The sequence below is a fragment of the Mycobacterium sp. 852002-30065_SCH5024008 genome, from assembly GCF_001665645.1.
In the GTDB taxonomy this organism is placed as follows: Bacteria; Actinomycetota; Actinomycetes; order Mycobacteriales; family Mycobacteriaceae; genus Mycobacterium; species Mycobacterium paraffinicum.
Window position 1 is genome coordinate 1 of sequence record NZ_LZSZ01000157.1, and the last position, 21,044, is coordinate 21,044.

The 21,044-nt window shown below is 66.1% G+C and carries 17 protein-coding genes and 1 pseudogene; 10 read left to right on the top strand and 8 right to left on the bottom strand.

The window, feature by feature from the left end:
- From A5781_RS18940 to A5781_RS18950, 3 genes are all read right to left on the bottom strand, one after another.
- On the bottom strand, window positions 1-643 hold a 643-nt coding region (locus tag A5781_RS18940; protein WP_067209840.1), incomplete at its 3' end, for an NUDIX hydrolase.
- Between the two features lie 89 nt (window positions 644-732).
- Window positions 733-960, bottom strand: a complete 228-nt coding sequence (locus A5781_RS18945; protein WP_067209995.1) for a hypothetical protein — start codon at window positions 958-960, stop codon at window positions 733-735.
- An 81-nt stretch (window positions 961-1,041) separates the two neighbouring features.
- A complete protein-coding gene (locus A5781_RS18950; RefSeq protein ID WP_067209999.1) occupies window positions 1,042-1,284 on the bottom strand; it encodes a hypothetical protein in 243 nt (80 codons plus the stop codon).
- Window positions 1,285-1,506: 222 nt separating this feature from the next.
- On the opposite strand from A5781_RS18950, the gene A5781_RS18955 reads away from it, so the two are divergent.
- The gene (locus tag A5781_RS18955; RefSeq protein WP_067209843.1) at window positions 1,507-2,943 is read left to right on the top strand and encodes a CCA tRNA nucleotidyltransferase; all 1,437 of its coding nucleotides are present in this window, start codon (window positions 1,507-1,509) and stop codon (window positions 2,941-2,943) included.
- A 24-nt stretch (window positions 2,944-2,967) separates the two neighbouring features.
- Window positions 2,968-3,477: a pullulanase gene (locus A5781_RS18960; protein WP_067209845.1), complete on the top strand. Its 510-nt coding sequence runs from the start codon at window positions 2,968-2,970 to the stop codon at window positions 3,475-3,477.
- 96 nt (window positions 3,478-3,573) lie between these two features.
- Here the strand turns inward: A5781_RS18960 and A5781_RS26585 are convergent, their stop codons facing one another.
- The gene (locus A5781_RS26585) at window positions 3,574-4,530 is read right to left on the bottom strand and encodes a sensor domain-containing protein (protein ID WP_369817761.1); all 957 of its coding nucleotides are present in this window, start codon (window positions 4,528-4,530) and stop codon (window positions 3,574-3,576) included.
- Window positions 4,472-5,272, bottom strand: coding sequence for a serine/threonine-protein kinase (locus tag A5781_RS26590; RefSeq protein ID WP_369817762.1), 801 nt, complete (start codon window positions 5,270-5,272; stop codon window positions 4,472-4,474). Before A5781_RS26590 ends, A5781_RS26585 begins: the two co-directional genes overlap by 59 nt.
- A 520-nt stretch (window positions 5,273-5,792) precedes the next feature.
- Between A5781_RS26590 and A5781_RS18970 the strand changes: the two genes are divergently transcribed.
- From A5781_RS18970 to A5781_RS25200, 3 genes and pseudogenes are all read left to right on the top strand, one after another.
- The gene (locus tag A5781_RS18970) at window positions 5,793-6,122 is read left to right on the top strand and encodes a DUF2563 family protein (protein ID WP_067210002.1); all 330 of its coding nucleotides are present in this window, start codon (window positions 5,793-5,795) and stop codon (window positions 6,120-6,122) included.
- 150 nt (window positions 6,123-6,272) lie between these two features.
- Window positions 6,273-6,824, top strand: a pseudogene (locus A5781_RS26340) (hypothetical protein).
- Between the two features lie 526 nt (window positions 6,825-7,350).
- A complete protein-coding gene (locus A5781_RS25200) occupies window positions 7,351-7,752 on the top strand; it encodes a hypothetical protein (protein WP_369816388.1) in 402 nt (133 codons plus the stop codon).
- A 295-nt stretch (window positions 7,753-8,047) separates the two neighbouring features.
- On the opposite strand, the gene A5781_RS26595 is transcribed toward A5781_RS25200, so the two are convergent.
- Window positions 8,048-8,380 carry a hypothetical protein gene (locus A5781_RS26595; protein ID WP_156622516.1) on the bottom strand — a complete coding sequence of 111 codons (333 nt, stop codon included), beginning with the start codon at window positions 8,378-8,380 and terminating at the stop codon, window positions 8,048-8,050.
- A gap of 960 nt (window positions 8,381-9,340) precedes the next feature.
- Between A5781_RS26595 and A5781_RS26600 the strand changes: the two genes are divergently transcribed.
- From A5781_RS26600 to eccCa, 5 genes are all read left to right on the top strand, one after another.
- Window positions 9,341-9,940, top strand: a complete 600-nt coding sequence (locus A5781_RS26600) for a DUF5631 domain-containing protein (protein WP_156624840.1) — start codon at window positions 9,341-9,343, stop codon at window positions 9,938-9,940.
- A 136-nt stretch (window positions 9,941-10,076) separates the two neighbouring features.
- Complete coding sequence (locus A5781_RS18980; protein ID WP_369817763.1) at window positions 10,077-11,015, top strand: hypothetical protein; 939 nt, start codon at window positions 10,077-10,079, stop codon at window positions 11,013-11,015.
- A 113-nt stretch (window positions 11,016-11,128) separates the two neighbouring features.
- A complete protein-coding gene (locus A5781_RS18985) occupies window positions 11,129-12,040 on the top strand; it encodes a transglycosylase (protein ID WP_369817764.1) in 912 nt (303 codons plus the stop codon).
- Window positions 12,041-12,042: 2 nt separating this feature from the next.
- On the top strand, window positions 12,043-13,530 hold the full coding sequence (eccB, locus tag A5781_RS18990) for a type VII secretion protein EccB (RefSeq protein ID WP_067209848.1): 1,488 nt from the start codon (window positions 12,043-12,045) through the stop codon (window positions 13,528-13,530).
- Between the two features lie 3 nt (window positions 13,531-13,533).
- Window positions 13,534-17,736, top strand: coding sequence for a type VII secretion protein EccCa (gene eccCa, locus A5781_RS18995; protein WP_067209851.1), 4,203 nt, complete (start codon window positions 13,534-13,536; stop codon window positions 17,734-17,736).
- Here eccCa and A5781_RS19000 read toward each other — a convergent pair.
- Both A5781_RS19000 and A5781_RS19005 read right to left on the bottom strand, forming a co-directional pair.
- Entirely contained in the window at window positions 17,720-20,578 is a 2,859-nt protein-coding gene (locus A5781_RS19000; protein ID WP_067209855.1) for an RND family transporter, read from the bottom strand. The genes eccCa and A5781_RS19000 overlap by 17 nt on opposite strands.
- Window positions 20,571-20,951: a hypothetical protein gene (locus A5781_RS19005; protein WP_067209857.1), complete on the bottom strand. Its 381-nt coding sequence runs from the start codon at window positions 20,949-20,951 to the stop codon at window positions 20,571-20,573. Before A5781_RS19005 ends, A5781_RS19000 begins: the two co-directional genes overlap by 8 nt.
- Window positions 20,952-21,044 lie beyond the last annotated feature (93 nt).

The window sequence follows — 21,044 nt, forward strand, 5'->3', positions numbered from 1 at the left end:
GATGTGTATAAGAGACAGGCAGGGCGGCGGGGCCGTGGTTTTGGAGCTTGTCGATCAGCTCGTGGGCCACTCGGGCCAGTCGACGTTCGTCGGCGTAGGCCAGCTTCGACGGCAGCTCGTGCATCGGCACCCAGGCCACCTCGGCCACTTCGAGGTCCTCGTCTGACAACTCGCCGCCGGAGAAGCGCATCAAATAGTGGTGCACGGTCTTGTGGACCCGGCGGCCGTCGGTGACAAACCAGTAGTCGATGCGTCCGAGCGCTGCCAGCACGCTGCCGCGGATGCCGGTCTCTTCGGCGACTTCTCTTATAGCGGTCTGCTCGGCCGTCTCACCGAGTTCGATGTGTCCCTTGGGCAGTGACCACAGCATTCGCCCCCGGCGATCGATGCGGCCGATGAGCGCCGCGACCTGGGAGTCGCGCGGCCCGTCGAGGCCGTCGATGACGAGTCCTCCGGCGGAGGTTTCGTGGACGGTCCGAAGCCGGTCCGGTCCGCGGTGAGGCGAACGGGATCGGCGCGATTTGGTCGGCGTCGAGTCGGCGGGGGCTTGGCCGTTCGTCTGGTTCTCGGTCGAACTCGCAGCGCCACGACCGCGCCGCCGCCCCCGGCGCCGACGTGGCTTGCCTTGTTCGCCGTCCGACACCCAAGCGATAGTAGCTGGCACGGCATAGTCTCCCAGGACATACTCGCCGCTAGCGGGGCGCGCGATGGCTCAGGATCGAGCGTGTCTGGTCAGATCGGGCCGATTGCTGCGGCGATAACAAAAGCGGGAATGAAGATCACGAGGGAGACCGGCCCGGACAGGCTGCCGATCATCATTCCGCGCCCGATCTGACCACATCTGCCCGGTGCCCGCGCGAGGAGGGCGCTGATGCCGACGTATGCCAGCGTTACCGGGAGAACGACAAATACGAAGGGCCACATCGGCAAAACAAAAAGCCAGGTAACGAAATCCACCACGAAGACGTGGACTATGGCCACGGCGAAAGTCAGCGGCCCATAGCGATTGATTAGAGGTTGGTCTGTCATCATCGGTGACCTTCAGCGCAGGACCAGATAAGCGAAAGCCGTTCCGCCCGCGAGCACGACGGCCGAACAGCCCAAGATGCTGATGCCAAGACCACGATTACGTAGTGACGTCGACCTCAGGAACGTGGCGCCGATAAGCAGCGACACCAAAGTCGTCAGGACGGTGGAGGTCAGCATCCAAGCGCGTTCACCGGCGTACGCACTATGCGTGTCGAACGGCCACTTACCCAGTAGCCACATCGCGACGAGCAGCATCGCCAGTATCAGTTGAACGACAAAGGGTGCCGACCACGTGGCCGTGCGCCAAGCGCGGGCGTCGAAGAAGTCCACTCGCTCAGAGCTCGACATGCTGTTGCTTTCGGATCCTTCCCGTGGCGCGTGACGCTACTACCGAGCGCGGGCCGGTCAACTCACCTCGGGCGCGTGCGAGGCTCCTCACACGGGCTTTTCGGCCTCGGCCGACTACGCTGATCGAACGTGTCCGAAGCCGATGTCGAGCTGCTTGCCGCCGCCGCGGTCGCCCTGAATCAACACGCGCCCATGTTGCGCGAGCTGGGCTCGGCGTTCGACGCCGCGGGCCACGAGTTGTACCTCGTCGGCGGCTCGGTGCGAGATGCCGTGCTGGGCAGGCTGAGTCCCGACTTGGACTTCACCACTGATGCCCGCCCCGAGCAGGTTCAAGAGATCCTGCGGCGATGGGCGGATAACTTGTGGGACACCGGCATCGACTTCGGCACCGTCGGTGTCGGCAAGGGCGAACATCGGTTGGAAATCACCACGTTCCGCGCCGACGCCTACGACCGGATCTCGCGGAAACCCGCAGTGCAGTACGGTGAACGACTCGAATACGACTTGGTGCGCCGCGATTTCACGGCCAACGCGATGGCCGTGCGCATCACGCCCGACGGGCCGGGTGAATTCCTCGATCCCCTCCGCGGTTTGGCGGCGCTGCGCGAGCGGGTGCTCGACACCCCCGCGGCGCCGTCGGTGTCCTTCGGCGACGACCCGCTGCGGATGCTGCGCGCGGCGCGGTTCGTTTCGCAGCTCGGTTTCGCCGTCGCCCCGCGGGTGCGCGAGGCGATCGAGGAGATGGCCCCCGAGCTGGCCCGGATCAGCGCCGAGCGGGTGGCCGCCGAGCTGGACAAGTTACTTCTCGGCGATGACCCGGTCTCCGGCATCGACCTGCTGGTGCAGACCGGCATGGGTGAGGTGGTGCTGCCCGAGGTCGGCGGAATGCAGATGGCCATCGACGAACACCACCAGCACAAGGACGTCTACCAGCATTCGCTGACGGTGCTGCGGCAGGCGATCGCACTGGAGGATGACGGACCGGATCTGGTGCTGCGCTGGGCGGCGCTGCTGCATGACATCGGCAAGCCGGCCACCAGGCGGCACGAAGCCAATGGCGGCGTGAGCTTCCACCACCACGAGGTGGTCGGCGCCAAGATGGCCCGAAAGCGGTTGCGGGCGTTGAAGTATTCCAAGCAGATGGTCGACGACGTCTCGCAGTTGGTGTACCTGCACCTGCGGTTCCACGGGTACGGCGAGGGGAAGTGGACCGACTCCGCGGTGCGCCGCTACGTCACCGATGCCGGGCCGCTGCTGCCGCGGCTGCACAAGCTGGTGCGCGCCGACTGCACAACCCGCAACAAACGCCGGGCCGCCCGGCTGCAGGCCAGCTATGACCGGCTGGAGGCGCGGATCGTTGAGCTGGCCGCCCAAGAGGATCTGGCCCGCGTGCGTCCCGATCTAGATGGCAACCAGATCATGAAGCTGCTCGACATCCCGGCGGGCCCGCAGGTCGGCGAGGCGTGGCACTTCCTGAAAGAGCTGCGATTGGAGCGCGGGCCGTTGACGGCCGATGAGGCGACCGCGGAACTGCTGACTTGGTGGCAATCGCGCGGGAACCCATAGCGGTGATCTCGCGTCCCATCTTTCGTGGACTACTGCATGGCTGGCGACGACGGCACGGCGGATATGTGGCACCGGGACCTCGACCTTGACCTGGACGGCGACGGCCGGCTCGATGCTCTCGGGCTGGATTTCGACGGTGATGGATTGCACGACGACGCGCTCGCGGATCTCGATGGTGACGGCATCGCCGATCGCGCGGTGCTCGACCTCGACAACGACGGCACTCCCGAGGCGTACTTCACCGACGACGGGTCCGGGACCTGGGGGGTGCCTACGGACCAGGGGCGGCAGCTCCGGTGGTTCGGGCTTGATGGCGTCGAGCACACCGGCGGACCGCTGGTCGATTTCGACGGCCACGGCCGCGCCGACGATCAGCTCTTCGATATTGACGGCGACGGAGTGGCCGACCGGGTGCTGTGCGCCGATGAGGGCGGCGTCACGGGATACGTCGACACCGATGGCGATGGCAAGTGGAATGTCCGGCTGAGTGATAGCGATGGGGACGGCTTGGCTGACGGTGCAAATGCGTTGTGACGCGTGCACACTCTTCTCCGAATCGAGGAGCTGCACCGCGCATCCATCGCCGTCTGCTATTGGTTGCCTCGGACACCGAGACATAGGTGCGGTCGGTTAACCCGGAATCTTGCCCAGGCTGTAGTCGGTGACGTCGAGCACAGCTCGCTGGCCCCTGTCGGTGTTTATGAGTCCGACGTTGACGTCAATCAGCACGTTGTTTTTGGCGGCTATCGCGCGGTCAAGGCGCGCTCGAAGCAAAGGCCCCTGCGCCGTCGCCACCAGAGTGGTAATCCCGTCCTCGACGATGTCGGGGACGCCCATAGCCGTCTTAACGGGCTTAGACCCGGGCGCATGCCCGAACACGGTCATGGTCGAGCCCCCGCACCGGCGCCAGATCGACAATGAATTCGCGAGCTGTTGCTGGGCTGCTGCGGGGTCGCGAAAGGTTAGGACTACTTCGCCCACCATCTGGAGGGGGGGTCCGTCGCGGGGCTCGTTGATGACCAATGAGTAGTAGCCAGTGACGTCCCGCATGTCGTATGAATTGTGAGCCCCGCCCCCGAGAATCGGGCGGCACTCCTCGGGGTCTACGTCGCCAGAAGTTTGGCTGGGCTGGAATGTGGGCGGTTCGGCTAACAAGTTCTGGATACCGACGAAGTTTTTTACATCATCCAGGGGTGGTAACAACCGGGGCAAGTCCGCTGGCTTAACCATGGGCGGTGGAGATGGCGTCGGTGAGGTCACAGTCGTTGGAGGAGCAAGGGTTGTATCGATGATCGATTTGCCGGGCGGCCCTTGGTGGGAGGTCAAGATTGCCGCGGTGAGTGCACCGCCTACGGCCAATATTAGGGCCGCGACTGTAGCCGGTATTCGTCGGCGGGACTTTGGTCCTGCCGGCGCGAAGTTTGGCTGGCCGTTAACGGGAGGTGAGGCGAGTTCGGTCGGCGGGCCGCTCGGATGCTGGTGCCACCACCGCGAGTCAGGTGGGGTGCCAGAGGAAATACCATATGGCTCAGCGCGGCGGAGTGCGCCCCGCGGTGACGCATCCCTCCAGGGCCGCAGCGGCGGCATGAGCGAGCTCGCGCGCTGAGGTGAACCGGTGCGCCGGGTCCTTGGCCATGGCGGTGGCGATCACGCCGTCCATAGCCGTCGACAGCCCGGGGAGCCTATCGGTGATCTTTGGGGGTGGCCAATGCAAATGTGCTGCGATCACCGCCACGGCACCACCTCCGGCCGCAAACGGCACTTCGCCTGTGAGAAGTCGAAACAGTGTGCATCCCAAGGAGTACAGATCGGCTCGGCCATCGAAAGACTGCCCGGCAAGAACCTCCGGCGCCGCATAGGACAAGGTGGCCAAGACCGAACCGGTTGCAGTCAGACCGGCATCATCAAGCGCACGGGCGATTCCGAAATCTCCTAGGAGCACTCGCTGATCGGCCCCAGCTTGCCCTGACAACAAAAAATTTGCCGGCTTGATATCGCGGTGCACAACGCCACGTTGGTGCGCATAATCGACTGCCTTGGCGATCTCGCCGATTACGTATACCGCCTGCGCTGCGGGCATGGGCGCGGCTCGCAGCGCGTCTTCAGCATTAACACCGTCTACGTACTGCATTGCGATCCACAGCTGGCCCTCCCACTGACCACGCTGATGAATCGAAACGATGTTGGGATGATCCAGCGCTGCGGCGACATCGGCCTCTCGGATAAACCGCGTCCGGAAATCGGGATCGCGTGACAACTCCGCTGCGAGCACCTTCAAGGCTTCGCTGCGAGGCAAGTCCGGATTACGCGCCAGATAGACGGTTCCCATCCCCCCGGCACCCAACACCCGCTCAATGCGGTACCCAGCAAAGACCGAACCCACGCTCAGCATGACGGCAACCGGCTACCCGCGACTAGTCGCAAAAATCGCGCCCCACACGTACGCCGCAATGACCAACCCCTAAGAACAGCAATGACAATTAACGATAACCAGGCTCGAGATTGGCCGCGGCAGGAATTGCTGTTATAGAGCCGGACGCGCCCTTCGGCGGCGTCCGGCGGACTACCAGCGTCTTTCCCGAAGCACTCGGAAAGGCCAAGACCGCCTGAGGGTCACCGCTTGGGATTGCTGAGACGGGGATACAGACAGTGCCGGCAAGATGGGATGCCCGGCAGGGCGGTTCACCGTGAAGATCCCAAGGGCCGCGCCGAACGCGCTGCAAGGTCGCTGTGGGGTTACGGCGTGAATTGACCACTGTCGCCGACCTATTTAGCCTGGTCAGTAGTGGCGTGCCATGCGAATGGCTATGCAGCGCTTCTTGCCGCGGGCAATCGAGAGAGGGGTGGCGATGTTCGTCGACACAGCGCTATTGCACTCCGGAGGCAACGATTCGCATCGTGCCGGTGGGCATGCGCAAGAGGGAGCCGACCAGCTCGCGCGGGGACCGCTGGGGTCGGGGATGTTCGGTGACTTCGCCGCGGCCGATTCGTTCCATTCGGCGATCACCGCCGCGCATGCGCAGCATGTGCAGACCCTGCAGGGTCACCAGCAGACCCTGACCGATGTCGGCGCGAAGGCTCATCACGCGGCCAAGGGTTTCACCAGCATGGACGAGAACAACGCCGGTGACATGCAGGCGGTGCGGCCGGGGGCGGGTACTTCGACGCCGCGGGTCTGAACCCTTCAGCCTTGTCGGCTCTGGCCGCGGGGACGGGTGTTACTACACGGGGATCGTTTTGAAACGGTTTCTGTTGGTGTTGATCTGCGGTGCGCGTGGATAATTCAACGGAATTTCGCCTACGGGCTGAGGCACTGCGGGGAGGGCGGCATGGGGGACCTGCCTCCAAACTTCGGTGGCGAACCGCCAAGTGCCCCCCCGGTCAGTGGCAGCCCGCCTACCCACCCCAATCTTTGACGCGTCCACGGACATGGCCGGCGATTGCACTGGCATCAATCGCCGTTCTGCTGGGCGCTGTTGCTCTAGTTGTGGCGGCTACACGGTCTACACATAACTCCACGCCGAGCTCACCGACCACGTCAGCGGCGCCGACCTATACGGCCGCGGAGCCGGCTGCCGCGCACAAAAAGTTGTGCGACTCGTATCGGCTCGCAGCTCGTGCCGTTCAAATTGAAACCAACGGCACCAGCCCAGAGCGTGCAGGGATCGCGGAGGTCAACGGGGCGATGATATTGAAAGACGCCGTTGATGCGTCTCCTGCCATAACGCCAAGCGATCGGGCCGGCCGCGGTTGCGTTGGCTCGTGCCTATAGCAACCTCGCGGCTGTGGCGAGCCTGAACGACAACTCGCAGTGGCAGCCAGCGCTGAATGATGCAAATGCCAAAGACGCAGCAATGAAGAAGGTCTGCGGTGGGTCTTGACCTGCCACCCGCCACGTGGACGCAGGCGCTAATCGGACCTGGGTGGCCAGCGCCGCCAGCGGGTCTGAGGGACGCTGCTCAGTATCGGAAGCAGGCATGCGGACAGCAGGAGCAGTACGCGCAGGATTTGCGCAATCAGCGGACTGTGCTGACGGCACACAATCAGGGACGCCGCGGGTCTGAACATTCGAGCCTGCAGGTACCCGTGGCAACAGCCGCGTCGCACTTCAGTGGGTCGGCGAAGTCGCTTCTGACCGCGTCTCGGTAACGATGTTCGATCTGTATGTCCACCTGCGGTGATTTGTCCGCGTTCGCATCTCCTGTTCCACTAGTAAAGGGGATGTATCGGTGCCAATCTGGCAACCGTTGTTGAATGCAAGGAGGGCGCATGGGGGAGGACCTCACTCCTAACTTCGGCGGGCGACCGATTGAGGGCCCGCCCCTAGGGCATTGGGCACCGGCCTATCAGACGCAACCCGTGCGCCGCCCGAGCATGTGGCCAGCCATTGCCGTCGCTGGGTTAGCCATGGCAGTGGCGCTTACTGCACTGATCGTGGTGCTTACCCGGCCGACGGCTTCGGCCCCGGCAACTACGCCACCTACCTACGCTTCGAGCGACGTCTCGACGGCCCAACGGGAATTGTGTGACACGTATGACCTGGCAGCGCGCTCGGTTCGGGCCGAAACGAACGGGACTGACAGAGCCCTGGCCCGCATCGCGCTTTCCAACGCCGCCGGCATGCTTGACACCGCTGCTGCTGCGCCAGCCCTCGACGCCAAACCCCGAGACGCAGCGCATGCGCTCGCGGTGGCGTACCGCAATGCGAACGCGCTCGCCAGCGTTGCCACCGATGAACAGTATCGGGCGGCAGTCGATGACATAAACGCTAAAGATGCTGCGATGAAAAAGGTATGCGGTGGGGGTTGATCTGCCACCCGGGAGGTGGACATTCCCACTCGTCGGGCCTTGGTGGCCGGATCCACCGACGTTTCTGCGTACTGCCGCTGAATATTGGAAACAAGCGTGTGTCCAGCAGCAGCAATATTCACAGAGTCTTCGCAATCAGCGGAGTACCTTGACGGCACACAACCAGGGCCGGACGGCAGAGGACCTCAGTGCTCGCTATTACCAGGGTGAACAATTTCACTTGGATCTGGCCGAGAAATATCGAGATAAGGCTACCGCTTTAAATGCGTGTGCTGATCAAATTGATGCCCTGCGATCAAGGTTGGCGCAGGTAGCAGCTGAGGGAAACCAAGAAATTGATCGAATACTCGCCTCTAAGGAACCAGAACCTGCGAAATTGGCCGAAATACAAGCTGTCCAGGCCACCTGCAACGCGAAGGCGGAAGTCGCATCCGACTGCGCTGTAAACAGCATGCTGACTGCTACGCAGCCGATGCTGGTGAATGAAGGTATCCATGGCGATGCCCGAGCCTGGGCGCAGGAGAGAGGATCCGGCATTGGTGAGGTTCCGCGGCCCCAGACGATCAGCAAGGACGACCTGAATCCGGCCGTTGGTGGTGCCGGCGGTCCCGGCGGCGCCAGCAGTCATCAAGGTGTAGTTGGAGGGGCCCAGGGACCCGGCGTAGAGGGGCCTACACCAGCGTTGGCGGGAACTTCGGGTGGTCCGAGTGGTGGTGGAAGCGGTGGGGCTGCCAATGGTGCCGCAGCGCAGGCGCTGCCGCCCACGTCCACGGGGCTCGCTGGGGGCCCCGGGACGGGACCCGTATCACCGGGTGGGCTCTCACACGGTGGCACCGCCTCTCCGGCCCTTCCGTCCAACGCGCAGTTCCCAGGCGCAGGTGGATCAACAATGCCCGGGATGTCGTCGATGAATGCGCCGATGTCACCCGCGGCTCCGGGGCAGGGCATGTCGCCCGGATTAGGCCAATCGTTCGCGAGCGGAATGGCGACGGGGCAATCGGCGGGCGCGGGTCCCCAAGCGCTGTCAACAAACGCTATGAATGCTATGGAGGGTGGGTCACCGCCGGCTGGCCAAACGCCTGCTCCGGCTCCTCCGCCTGTAGCGCCAAGCGTTCCGACTGCCGGGTCATTCCTTGGGGCTAATGCGCCGGTGGACACACCACCGGCACCGGCGGATGCGGCGGCCCCGGGCAGTGGCGGCGCTACCCCGGTAGCGCCTGCGGTGGTGACCGGGGGCTCGTGGTCGGCGCCGGCCGTACCCAGCGCCAGCGGCCCTGCTGGCCCGCTACCCGCTTATGGCTCTGACCTGCGGCCTCCGGTGGCGGCGCCTCCGACCATGCCCTCAGGCCCTGTGGGACCGGTATCTGGCGCTGCGGTCGCGCCTTCGCCGGGTTCATCCCCTTCGGCCGGTGGACCGCTGGTTTCTCCGGTGGAACGGGCTGCGCAGGGAGCCGCGCCTGGGCAGGCGGGGACTGGCGCCTCGACGATGGCGGGCGCCTCCTCGGCCTCCGCGGCAACCGGGGCGACAGCCGGCGCCACGTCCAGTAGGGCGGTCGAAGAGCAACGGCTGCAACGGATTGTCGATGCGGTGGCCCGCCAGGAGCCGCGGCTGTCCTGGGCCGCCGGTCTACGGGACGACGGCACCACCACTCTGCTGGTCACGGATCTCGCCGGCGGATGGATTCCCCCACACGTCCGACTACCCGCCTACGTCACTTTGCTTGAACCGTCGACACGACGCCGTGATGCCAGCGCGGTTGAATTGCTAGGAGCCGTCGTCGTCGCAGCGGCGCACCATCTGAATGCCTACGTTGGCGAGCCTGGCACTGAGGAGCCGCCGCTGACGGGCGATCGCCTAGCGCGCTCCGCTGCGCCCCACGTGGATGAACTTGGGCCGACCCTCGTAGAGGCTGTGCGACGTCGCGATGGCCTACCGCGAATCGCCCAGGCCGTTGCCGCGCCGGCGGTGCGAAAAACGGGTGTCCTTGAGAACGAGGATCAACTTCTGCGCGAATGCATCGCGGATATCCAATACACGGTGCTGAACACCTACCCGCACCACGACCTTGCGGTGGTCGTGGATTGGATGCTTCTTGCGGCTATCGAGGCGCTAATCGACGAGCATGAATTTCTTGCGAATTACCACATGGCTTGGTTCGAAGTCAGCACCGGCCAGGGCGGCCCTTAGAGGGCGTTGGCCCTGGTCAGTGTTGTTTCGTTATTGCGAGGCGCAAAGGTGACTACCACGCAGGACGTCTTGTGAGAAAATTGAGTCCACCGCGGTCAGCGCCGTGGTGTCGCGAGAAGCGGAGCGGGGTGGATCTGTGACGACGATGCGATCAAATCCGTTGGTTTATGGATACTTGGCAGACGCGCCGGCGGATCTGCCGCCAGTCGCGCCACCGCTAGGCGCCCCGCCCGACACGTCGCCCGCGGGTGGCCCAGCTACTCAAACGGCGATAGCCGCTGCCAACGCCGGTGTGCCGAAAGACGCCGCAGACGCCGCAGCCGCGGACGCAGACCGCCGGGCCCACGCCGCCGACGCCGCAGCGAAATTCCCTGCGAACGAAGCTGAATCACAGCAGCAGATGCAGAACGTCGGCCAACAAGCCCCGCAGATGATGCAGCAGATGCTGCAAAGCATCACCGGCGCCCTCGGTGGCGCGGTCGGCGGCATCATGCAGCCGCTGACGCAGCTGCCGCAGCAAGCGATGCAGGCTGGCCAGAGCGCTATCCAGCCGCTGATGAGCGCGGTTCAGGGTGCTCATGGAGCCGGACTCGCGAGCGACGCGCATCTTGTCGACAGCGTCGGCCCTGGCTCCGGAGCGGGAGCCGGCGGTGGCTCGGGCGGCGGCGGCGCGGGCCTGGGCGGCGGCGGAGGCACCACCCCGGCCAGCTCGCTGGGCCCGCCACCAGTGCCGACATCTTCCCCGCCGACGACCCCGGCCGGGGCGGCGAAGGCGGCCATGGTGCCCCCGGTCAGTGGCGCGCCGACCACGGGGGGTCAGACCGGCATGGGCGGTATGGGAATGATGCCGCCCGGCGCGATGGGCGCCCACGGTGACGGCGGCAGCAAGGAGAAGTCTCCGGAGAAACGCATCTCGGCCCCTGGCGTGCCCAACGGCCAGCCGGTCAAGGGGCGCCTGACGATGCCGCCGAGTCCGCCGGGGCCCAAGCCTGGTGAGGACAAACCCACGGTCGTCACCAACCGGCCTAACCGACGCATCGTGATCATGCCCACCGAGGACGAGGCAAAGGACTAAGGGCACCGGAAGCCATTCCCACTCCACCGGAAGGTGAGTGGTCGGTCCACGCGGCCGGCAGTAGGGTCGCTACGTAATCGCTCGTTATTGACAGCGGAACTGCCTATTCGTGCATGCTATTGAGTACGAATTTTCGCGGCCAGGGTGTGGGAAAAAGGGGAATCAGGGTGGGGCAGTCGTTGACTGATCCGCTGACGAGGCAGGCGGTGACGGCGCTATCCCGCGGCCACGGCCTGTTCGCCGGCGAGACCATCGCCGCCCCGGTCGGTAGCGGGCACCAACACCCCGAGGTCAGAACCGACGGTCTTCCGGCCGCCGCGGCCAAAGGCTCGACGAACGCGCTGACCGAACTGCGCCAGTCGACCGAAACCGACCGCGCACTGGCACGCATCGTGGCGACGGCGCGGGACGACCACGCGCAGGCAAGGACGGCCACCCGGGCGGTCTTGGAAGACGCGATGGCCGACAGCACGCCGGCCGATACCCCGGTGGCGCGGCGCGAGGCGATGGCGCGGATGGCGGCGAGGCTGCGCACCCAACACCGGCACATCCTGAACTCGCGCCGGCGGGCACGGCTCCTGGCGCTTCGAATAAGGCGGCTGCGCTACCGACAAAGACGGGCGGCGATGCGAGGCGACCAGGGCAACGGGCGGGCGGCGGTTCTGGCGGCGATTCGCAAAGCCTTGGATATCAAGGGTATTCACGATCCGGCCGCGCGTGTCCGCTGGGAGCGCGGCATGGATCTGGTGGCTCGCCGCGAGTCCAACTACAACGCCAACGCCGTCAACGACTGGGACTCCAACGCGGCGCGCGGCACCCCGAGCAAGGGCGCCTGGCAGTTCATCGGGCCCACATTCGCGGCGTATCACCAGCCAGGCACGTCACGCGACATCCACAATCTGGTGGCGCAGGCGTGCGCGTTCATCAACTACGCGATGGGCCGCTACCAGGTTGCCGCGGACGCATCGAATTTGGCCGATCGGATTCAGCAGGCCGATCCGCGCCGATCACCTAAGGGGTATTGAGCATGCCGCTGAGTTTGTCGAACCGCGACCAGAACTCGGGTCACCTGTTCTACAACCGACGGCTGCGCGCGGCGACCACCCGGTTCTCGGTGCGGATGAAGCATGACGACCGCAAGCAGACCGCTGCGCTGGTGTTGTCGATCTTGTTGGTGGCCATCGCCGCCGGTTGGATGATGCTGCTGAACGTCCTGAAACCGACTGGCGCAGTCGGAGAATCGGCGATCATCGGCGACCGCGATTCCGGCGCGATCTACGCCCGGATCGACGGCCGGCTTTATCCCGCCCTGAACTTGACGTCCGCCCGGCTGGCCACCGGAACGGCGAACCCACCGACGTGGGTGAAGCGCAGCGAGATCGCGAAGTATCCGACCGGGCCACTCATCGGTATCCCGGGTGCGCCGGCGGCGATGCCGGTGAATCGCGGCGCGATTTCGGCCTGGGCCGTGTGCGATACGGCCGGGCGCCCGCGCAGCGGGGAGAAGCCGGTCGTCACGTCAATCGCGGGCACGCTCGACGGCGGCGGCCGCGCGACCCCGCTGGCCGACGATGCGGGAGTCCTCGCGACGTTCGAGGGCAACACATATGTGATCTGGGGCGGCAAACGCTCGCAGGTCGATCCGGCCAGCAGGGCGATCACCCTCAGCCTGGGCCTGGACCCGGGAGTGACGTCGCCAGTGGAGATTTCGCGCGCGCTCTACGATGGACTCCCCGCAACCGAGCCGCTGCGCGTCCCGGACGTGCCGCAGGCGGGCGCGCCGTCGACGTGGGTCTCGGGGTCGCAGGTGGGTGCGGTGTTGCAGGCCCAAACCGCCGGTGGTGGCAAGCAGTTCTACGTGCTCCTGCCCGACGGGGTGCAGAAGATCACGAGCTTCGTCGCCGATCTGCTCCGCAGCGCGAACTCGTACGGGTCGACGGCACCCCGCGTGGTGACCCCCGACGTGCTGGTCAACATCCCCCAGGTGAACTCGCTGGCCGTGGACTACTACCCGACGAAGCGGCTGAATTTCGTTGACACGGCGGCGAATCCGACCACTTGCGTCGGCTGGGAGAAGGGCTCCACGGATCCGCAGGCCCGCGTCGTCATCTACAACGGTCGGGGCCTTCCGGTGTACTCGTACCTCGACGACCGGATCGTGCACCTGGTGCGCGACGACCGCGACCCGGCATCGGTGGTCGCCAACCAGGTCCTGGTGCTACCGGGGGCGGCCAACTTCGTCACCTCGACCAGCGGGGTCATCACGTCAGATTCCCGCGAATCGCTGTTCTGGGTGTCCGACAACGGCGTGCGGTTCGGCATCGCCGCCAACGACGACACGATGCGCGCGCTCGGGCTCGATCCGGCCTCGGCGGTTCAGGCGCCGTGGCCGTTGCTGCGCACTTTCGCTGCGGGCCCGGCGTTGTCGCGGGAAGCGGCGCTCGTGGCGCGTGACACGGTGCCGGCACTGGGACGGGCGGCCGTGGTGACGACATCAGCGAAGGCGGGAGGCTAGGGGATGTCCAAGAAAGCGTTTCCCATCAACCGAGTCAAGATCGAGCCGCCGAAACCCGTTCGGGTAGCACCGAATGCGCCGATCGCCTTGCCGGAGCGCGAGCCCCGCAACATCTGGGTGATGATCGGGGTGCCGGCGCTGATCGTGGCTCTCATCGGCACCATTGTCATGCTCTACGTGTCCGGGGTCCGCAGTCTCTCCACCGGGTTCTTCCCTTTGATGGGTATCGGCGCCTTCAGCATGCTGGCGTTTTCCGGCCGCTTCGGGCGTGCGCGCAAGATCACCTGGGGCGAAATGGAAAAGGGCCGCCGCCGCTACTTGCGCGACCTCGACACGAACCGTGACGAGATCCAGTCCGCGGTGTGCGCGCAGCGGGAATGGCAGAACGCGTTGCACTCCGACCCACGCGGGCTCGGGGCCATCATCGGTGGGCCGCGAATGTGGGAACGCGGCCGCCGCGACGTGGATTTCCTGGAGGTGCGGCTGGGCACCGGGGTGCAGCACGCACCCGACTCGGTGTTGTCGGTGACGTGGCCCGACATCGCCTCCGACGAGGAGCTCGAACCCGTCACCGGACAGGCACTGCGCGATTTCATCTTGGAGCAGCGCAAGATTCGCGACATCGCCAAGGTGGTCAACCTGCGGTCGGCGCCGGGCTTCAGCTTTGTCGGCGACGACCTGGACCGGCTGCGCTCGCTGATGCGTTCGGTGTTGTGCTCGCTGGCGGTGTTCCACAACCCACGCGACCTGAAATTGATGGTGGTCACCCGCAGTCCCGAGGTGTGGTCGTGGATGGTGTGGCTACCGCACAATCTGCACGACGAGCTGTTCGACGCGTGCGGCTGGCGGCGCCTGGTGTTCACCACACCCGAGGAGCTGGAGGAGACCCTCGGCGCCGAACTGCACATGAAGGGAAAGCGTGGCGCGTGGACGCCCCCCGCGGCGGCCAGCCCGACCGCGATGGGATCGGCGCTCGAAACCGGCGGCGACACGGTGGATCTGGGACCGCACCTGGTGATCGTCGACGACAACACCGGCAGTCCTGACGCGTGGGAGAGCGTGGTCGGGCAGGTCGGCAAGGCCGGAATAACCTTGCTGCGCATCGCATCCCGAGTCGGCACCGGCGTGGGCTTCGCGCAGGACCAGGTCTTCGAGATGGACGAGCGGCACAGCACACTGGTCAACGGCGAAGTCAAATTCGGCCGGAACGGCTACGACACGGACGGCGAAGACGGCCGCCCGGCGCCCCTGTTGCGGGTGCGCGAGAAGTTCTTCGCCCACGCCGACCAGCTGTCGGTCCACCGCGCCTATCGGTATGCGCGGGCGATGGCGCGGTGGTCGCCGACCACGCGTAGCGAGCTCGCCGATTCGACCGGCGGTGCAACCGAGTTGCTGCGCGCGTTGGGCATCGCCGATCCCCGCCAATTGGACGTCGACCGGTTGTGGGCCGAGCGGCGTGGCCGCGGTGACGAGAGATGGTGTGAAATCCCCGTCGGCGCGAAACCCACCGGCGAGCTGCAGAACGTCATCATCCGCGCGAAAGATTTCGGCGGCTTCGGATTTCACTCCGTGGTGATCGGCACCAGCGGCTCGGGAAAGTCGGAGTTCTTCCTGTCGTTGGTCTACGGCATCGCGCTGACGCACTCGCCGGAGACGTTCAACGTCATCTTCGTCGACATGAAGTTCGAATCGGCGGCCCAGGACATCCTGGGCCTCCCGCATGTGGTGGCCGCCCTGTCGAACCTCGGTAAGGACGAGAGGCACCTGGCCGAACGCATGCGCCGGGTCATCGACGGCGAGATCAAGCAACGCTACGAGCTGTTCACCTCGGTGGGCGCCCGCGACGCCAACGACTACGAAGAGATCCGGCTGGCCGGACGAGATCTGCCACCGGTGCCGGTCCTGCTCGTCATCGTCGACGAGTACTTGGAACTCTTTGCCAATCACGAGAAGTGGATCAACCTGATCATCCACATCGGTCAGGAAGGCCGCGGCGCCAATGTCTTCTTCATGTTGGGCGGGCAGCGGCTGGACCTGTCGTCGCTGCAGAAGGTCAAGTCCAACATCGCGTTCCGGATCGCCTTGCGCGCGGAGTCCGGCGACGACAGCCGCGAGGTGATCGGATCGGACGCCGCCTACCACCTGCCGTCGAAAGAGAACGGCTTCGCCTTGCTGAAGGTGGGGCCGCGAGACCTCGAACCGTTCCGCTGCTTCTACCTGTCGGCTCCCTTCGTAGTGCCCAAGGGCAAGGAGGTCGCGACCACCGTCGACATGACCCTGACCAAGCCGCGGCTGTACAACTGGCAGTTCCAGCCGCTCGAGGAATCCGACGCCGCGGCCCTGGAAGCGGCTGCCGCCGCGGACACCGAGCCCGACGAATTCCTTTACCACGATGACGGTTTCAAGCGGAAGAAGGTCGTCGACGTCCTGCGCGAGTCGTTGCACGACGTCCCGCACCGGTCGCCGCGCCGGCCGTGGCTGGAGCCGCTGGAGGACCCCGAGCCCGTCGACGTTCTGGTGTCGGCCTACCGCGGCAAGCCGTGGCATGTCGACTACGGCCAGAACGCGGGCCTGATGTTCCCGGTGGGCGTCATGGACATCCCCGAGGAGTCGAAGCAGATCGTGCACGCCGTCGATGCGCTGCGCAGCAACGTCATCGTGGTAGGCGCCAAGCAACGCGGCAAGACGACCACCCTGATGACGCTGATGTGCTCCGCCGCAACGATGTACAGCCCGGCGCGCGTGACGTTCTTCTGCATCGGCGGCGCGACCCTGGCCCAGGTGGCGTCGCTGCCGCACGTCACCGACATCGTGTCGCCGAAGGACGCCGAGGGCATCGAGCGGATCTTGAGCAGCATGGACGCGTTGATCGACGCGCGCGAGGATTCGTTCCGGCGGCTGAAGATCGACCTCGACGGCTTCCGTGAGCGCCGGTTCGCGCCGGGCAGTGACGGGCTTGGCGGTACCGACCCCACCGACCCCTTCGGCGATGTGTTCGTGGTGGTGGACGATTACGACGACGTGTATTCGAAAGACACCATCCTGGGCGATCGAATCATCTCGTTGAGCAGCCGCGGTCCCGAGTACGGGGTGCACGTGATGTGCAGCGCCGGCGGCTGGATCCACGGGCAGCGGCAGAGCCTGTTGCAAAACGCCACGGCGCGAATCCAATTGCGCCTGGCCGACCCGAGCGAAAGCCAGATGGGGCACTCGTCGCTGGAGTCGCGCGACGCCGCCCGGCGGACGCTGAGCCGCCCGGGCTTTGGTCTGACCGACAGCCTGCACGAGCTGCGAATCGGGGTCCCGGCGCTCGCCGATCCAGCCACCGGCGCGCTGGTGAGCATCATCGATGTCGGCGCGCAGATCGCCGACGTCGCGGGTGTGACCAAACATGCGACCTTGCAACGGCTTCCTCAGCGCGTCGAGTTGCGGGCGATCCTGGAGTACGACGCGGCGCATCGCAGCGGTGACGACCTGTCGATCGCGTTCGCCATCGGTGAGCGCCACGAACTTGGCCCGGTCCCGCTCAAGCTCCGGGAGAGCCCGGGCTTGATGATTCTGGGCCGCCAGGGTTGCGGCAAGACGCTGTCGCTCGTGTCCATCGGTGAGGCGATCATGAACCGCTTCGGCCCCGAGGAAGCGCAGCTGACGCTCATCGACCCGAAGACGGCCCCGCACGGTCTGCGGGATCTGAGTGGGCCCGGCTACGTGCGCGCGTACGCCTATGACCAAGACGAGATCGACGAGGTGATCACCCAACTCGCACAACAGATCCTGCTGCCCCGACTGCCTCCGAAGGGCTTGAGCCAGGAGGAGCTGCGCGCGCTCAAGCCGTGGGAAGGCGCCCGGCATTTTGTGCTGATCGACGATGTCCAGGACCTGCGCCCGGATCAGAGCTACCCGCCCAAGCCTCCGGTGGGGGCGGCGTTGTGGAAGCTGATGGAACGGGCCCGGCAGATCGGCCTGCACGTGTTCACCACCCGCAACAGCGCGAACTGGGCGACGCTGCAGATGGATCCGTGGATGCGGTTCCAGAATTCGGCGAAGGTCGGGCAGCTCTACATGGACAACGACCCGCAAAACCGGATCAACCGCTCGGTCCGCGCCCAGGCGCTCCCGCCCGGGCGAGGCCTGCTGGTGAGCGCCGACGGCGACGTCGAAGGCGTGCTGGTCGGGATACCGTCGACGGTCATCCAACAGCAGTAGCGACCGGAACCGGTTGCTGCTCAGGGAGTTTCGTGGCACCGCCGGGCCGACCGGGGAGTGAGCGCGGCCACCAGAACCAGCGGCCCAGCAGCGCCACGATGGACGGCACGATGAACGCCCGCACGACCAGGGTGTCCAGCAACAGCCCGACAGCGATCGTCGTGCCGATCTGGGCGATGCTGAGCACGCTGCTGCTCAGCAATGCCAGCATGGTGAGCCCGAAGACGATGCCGGCAACGGTGACCACACCGCCGGTGCCGCCGAAGGCGCGAATGATGCCGGTCTTCAGGCCCGCTGCCGCTTCCTGTTTGATGCGCAACGCCAGCAACAGGTTGTAGTCCGCGCCGACTGCGATCAGGGCGATGAACGCGATCGGGGCGACGGCCCAGTGCAGATTCTGGTGCAGCAGGTGCTGCCAAATCAGCACGCTGGCACCGATAGCCGACGCGTACGAGGTGACGACGGTCCCCACGACGACCAGGCCCGCGACCGGGCTGCCCAGCATCGCCGTGACGATCAGAAAGATGAGCACCAACGCGGCGCCCACGAGCAGCTTGGTGTCACCGGCGACGAAGCGCTGCAGATCGGCAGTCACCGGGCCGACGCCGGCAAGGTCGACCTCCACCGGCGTCAGGGTGCCTTCCTTGGTGGCCTCCTTGATGGCGGCGCGCACCTGGTCCGCCCGCTTGGCTCCGTCGCCGCCCCACTCCGAGCCGTCGCCGTAGACCAGCAGGTAAGCGGCGCGGCCGTTCTCGGAGATCAAGTGACTCAACGCGGTGGTGTACCGCGGATCGGTCAATGCTCGCTGCGGCATATAGAAGTCCGCCGCGCCACTGCCCTGAAATTGCGTCGCTATCTCGTTCAGGTAATCGGTCAGCTGACGCATCTGGGGTCCGAGCGTGTCGGTCAAGCCCAGTAGGTCATGGGTAGCCGAACGGGCTTGCCCCAACGCGTCTTTCATCGAGGCCACGCTCTGGGGCAGACTGGCCATCGCGGTGGCGGCCGTGCTCGAGCCGCTGGTCAGTTTCGCGGCACCGGCGTCGAGGCGCGATGACGTCTGGACCAGGCTGTCGACCGGCTCGAGCACGCGGTCCACCGTGGAGCAGATCGGATTGGCGGCGCAGTCGGGCGTCCGCCCGACGAAGTCCCGCAGCGGGTCGAGGTAACCCGACACGGTCGTGACGTTGCGCTGCAGGCCGTCCATGCCGGCGCGCATGTCGTCGGCGGCACCGGACACCTCGGCTAATCCCGCACCGCCACCGCGCAATCCGTTACCTAGCCCGTCCACCGCAACCTGGGTCTGCGCCAGCGCGCTGTCCAGCTCGGAGACCCGCTTGAGGCGCTGGGTCAGCGCATCCATGGAGTCGCCGAACTGGCGGCCGAGCACGCCGGCCTGATAGCTCAACGTGGCCTGTTCGGGCACCTTGCCGTCGGGGCGGCTGGCGGACTGGACCGCGCGTACCCCCGGTACGGCCATGATGTGCCTGGTGATTCGCTCGATGGCGATCAGGCCGGCCGGGTTGCGCAGGTCGTGGTCGGCTTGGATCGCGACAACATCGGGCAACAGGGAGTTGGCGGCGAAATGCCGGTCTGCGCTGACATAGCCGCGGTTGGAGTCGGTTGCAGACGGCGTGGCGGCGGGTTCGGTGAAGCCGACCCGCATGCCGGTCAGCGGTAGCGCGACCAGCAGGGTCATCCCGCCCGCGGTGACCAGGATCGGTCCGGGCCAGCGCGCCACCGCCGTCCCCACGCGGCGCCAGCGCCGCGCCGTCTTCGACGGACGCGGTTCGAGATATCCCCGCCGGATGGCCAGGCTCATGAGCGCGGGTGTCAAGGTCAGCGCCGCGACCATGGTGGCGAGAATGCCGATGGCGCAGGGCAACCCGGCGCTCCGGAACGAGCCCACCTGGGCGAACACCAGGCAGGCCAGTGCCACCGACACGGTCAATGCCGACCCGATCACCACCGGCGCGATGGAACGGTAGGCCTCCGTCAACGCCCGGGCCGGCGCGACGCCGCGGCGGCGGCCTTCGTGGTAGCGGCCGACCAGGAAGATCGCGTAGTCGGTGCCCGCACCCAGGGTCATGGCCGCCATCAGCGCCACCGAAAATAGCGACACCTCAACTACATTGGACTGGCCGAGCGCGGCGACGACGGCGCGGGCCAGCGCCAGGGCGAGCCCGACCGAGACCAGCGGAATCGCGGCCGCGATCGGCGATCGGTACACCGCGAGTAGCAACAGCAAAATGAGACCGATGGTGGCGGCGGTGATTCCGAGCATCTGTCGATCGATCGCGGAGAACTCGTCGACGATCGTGGCGCCCGGCCCGGTGACATGGACTTCCAGGCCGGCCGGCGGTGAGAGGTTCTGGACGGTGGCGCGGACAGCGTTCACCGAATCGCGCGCCTGGGCGGTGCCGAGCATTCCGGCCAGCCGCACCATCACGCTGACGGCCCGCCCGTCCGAACTCTGCGCGCCGGCGGCGGTGGCGGGCTGCGACCACAGGTCGGTCACCGCGTACACGTGACGGTGATCGGAGCCCAGTGCCGTCGTCATCGCATTGTAGAACTGACGGTCGCGAGGCGTCAGCTCCTGATTGCGTTCTAGCACAACGTAAACGAAGTTGTTGCTCGGTGTCTGATCGAACAGCTGGGCGGCCCGCGAGGCGGCGACCGCGCTCGGCGCGTCCGTTGGCATGAATGACCTGGCGTGCGAGTCGACGACGCGCTCCAGTTGCGGGAACGCCAGATTGGCGGCGGCCGCCGCCAGGACCCACAGGCCGACGATCAGAACCGCGTAGCGGCCGGTGAGCCGGGTCAGTAATCCCCGTCCGTCATGCAACGGTCTGCCGATCGCCTGTCGGTCCGCCGAAGAGGCCGACCGCGACGTGCTCGCCGCGCGTCAAGGAACGTACCCGCAGCGACCTGCGGGAGCCGATCCGTATCAGCGCGTGCAGGCCGGGCTCGGCGGCCTCGAGATCGGCCCGCACCTGTTCGGCCGCCACCCCCTCGTGCGCCGCCTGATCCAGCTTGGTCACCAGCATGGTGATCCACCGCTGTCCCAGCGAAAGGAGCAGCTCCTCCTCGTCACCGAAGAGCCGGGCCACCTCGGATGAGTTGGCGACCAACGCAAGTGCCGCCTCGGGATCGGCCTCCGCGGCCTTGATCACTTCGGCCATGATGGCCATTCGGTCGTGCAGCAGTGTCCATGTCATGACTCGACGCTAGGAAATCGGTCGCCCGCTGCGCGTCGTGCCGAAGTGCAGTCTTTGCCTCCTACCACGGGCGGAGGCGATTGCCGCCCACGG

Bases quoted from the DNA above. Each gene is read 5' to 3' on its own strand.
- A5781_RS18985 (WP_369817764.1), top strand. From the start codon at position 11,129: ATGCTATTGAGTACGAATTTTCGCGGCCAGGGTGTGGGAAAAAGGGGA.
- A5781_RS25200 (WP_369816388.1), top strand. From the start codon at position 7,351: ATGGCAGTGGCGCTTACTGCACTGATCGTGGTGCTTACCCGGCCGACG.
- A5781_RS18950 (WP_067209999.1), bottom strand. From the start codon at position 1,284: ATGCTGCTCGTCGCGATGTGGCTACTGGGTAAGTGGCCGTTCGACACG.
- A5781_RS26595 (WP_156622516.1), bottom strand. From the start codon at position 8,380: ATGACTGCTGGCGCCGCCGGGACCGCCGGCACCACCAACGGCCGGATT.
- A5781_RS18970 (WP_067210002.1), top strand. From the start codon at position 5,793: ATGTTCGTCGACACAGCGCTATTGCACTCCGGAGGCAACGATTCGCAT.
- A5781_RS19005 (WP_067209857.1), bottom strand. From the start codon at position 20,951: ATGACATGGACACTGCTGCACGACCGAATGGCCATCATGGCCGAAGTG.
- eccCa (WP_067209851.1), top strand. From the start codon at position 13,534: ATGTCCAAGAAAGCGTTTCCCATCAACCGAGTCAAGATCGAGCCGCCG.
- A5781_RS26585 (WP_369817761.1), bottom strand. From the start codon at position 4,530: ATGCCGCCGCTGCGGCCCTGGAGGGATGCGTCACCGCGGGGCGCACTC.
- eccB (WP_067209848.1), top strand. From the start codon at position 12,043: ATGCCGCTGAGTTTGTCGAACCGCGACCAGAACTCGGGTCACCTGTTC.
- A5781_RS26590 (WP_369817762.1), bottom strand. From the start codon at position 5,272: ATGGGAACCGTCTATCTGGCGCGTAATCCGGACTTGCCTCGCAGCGAA.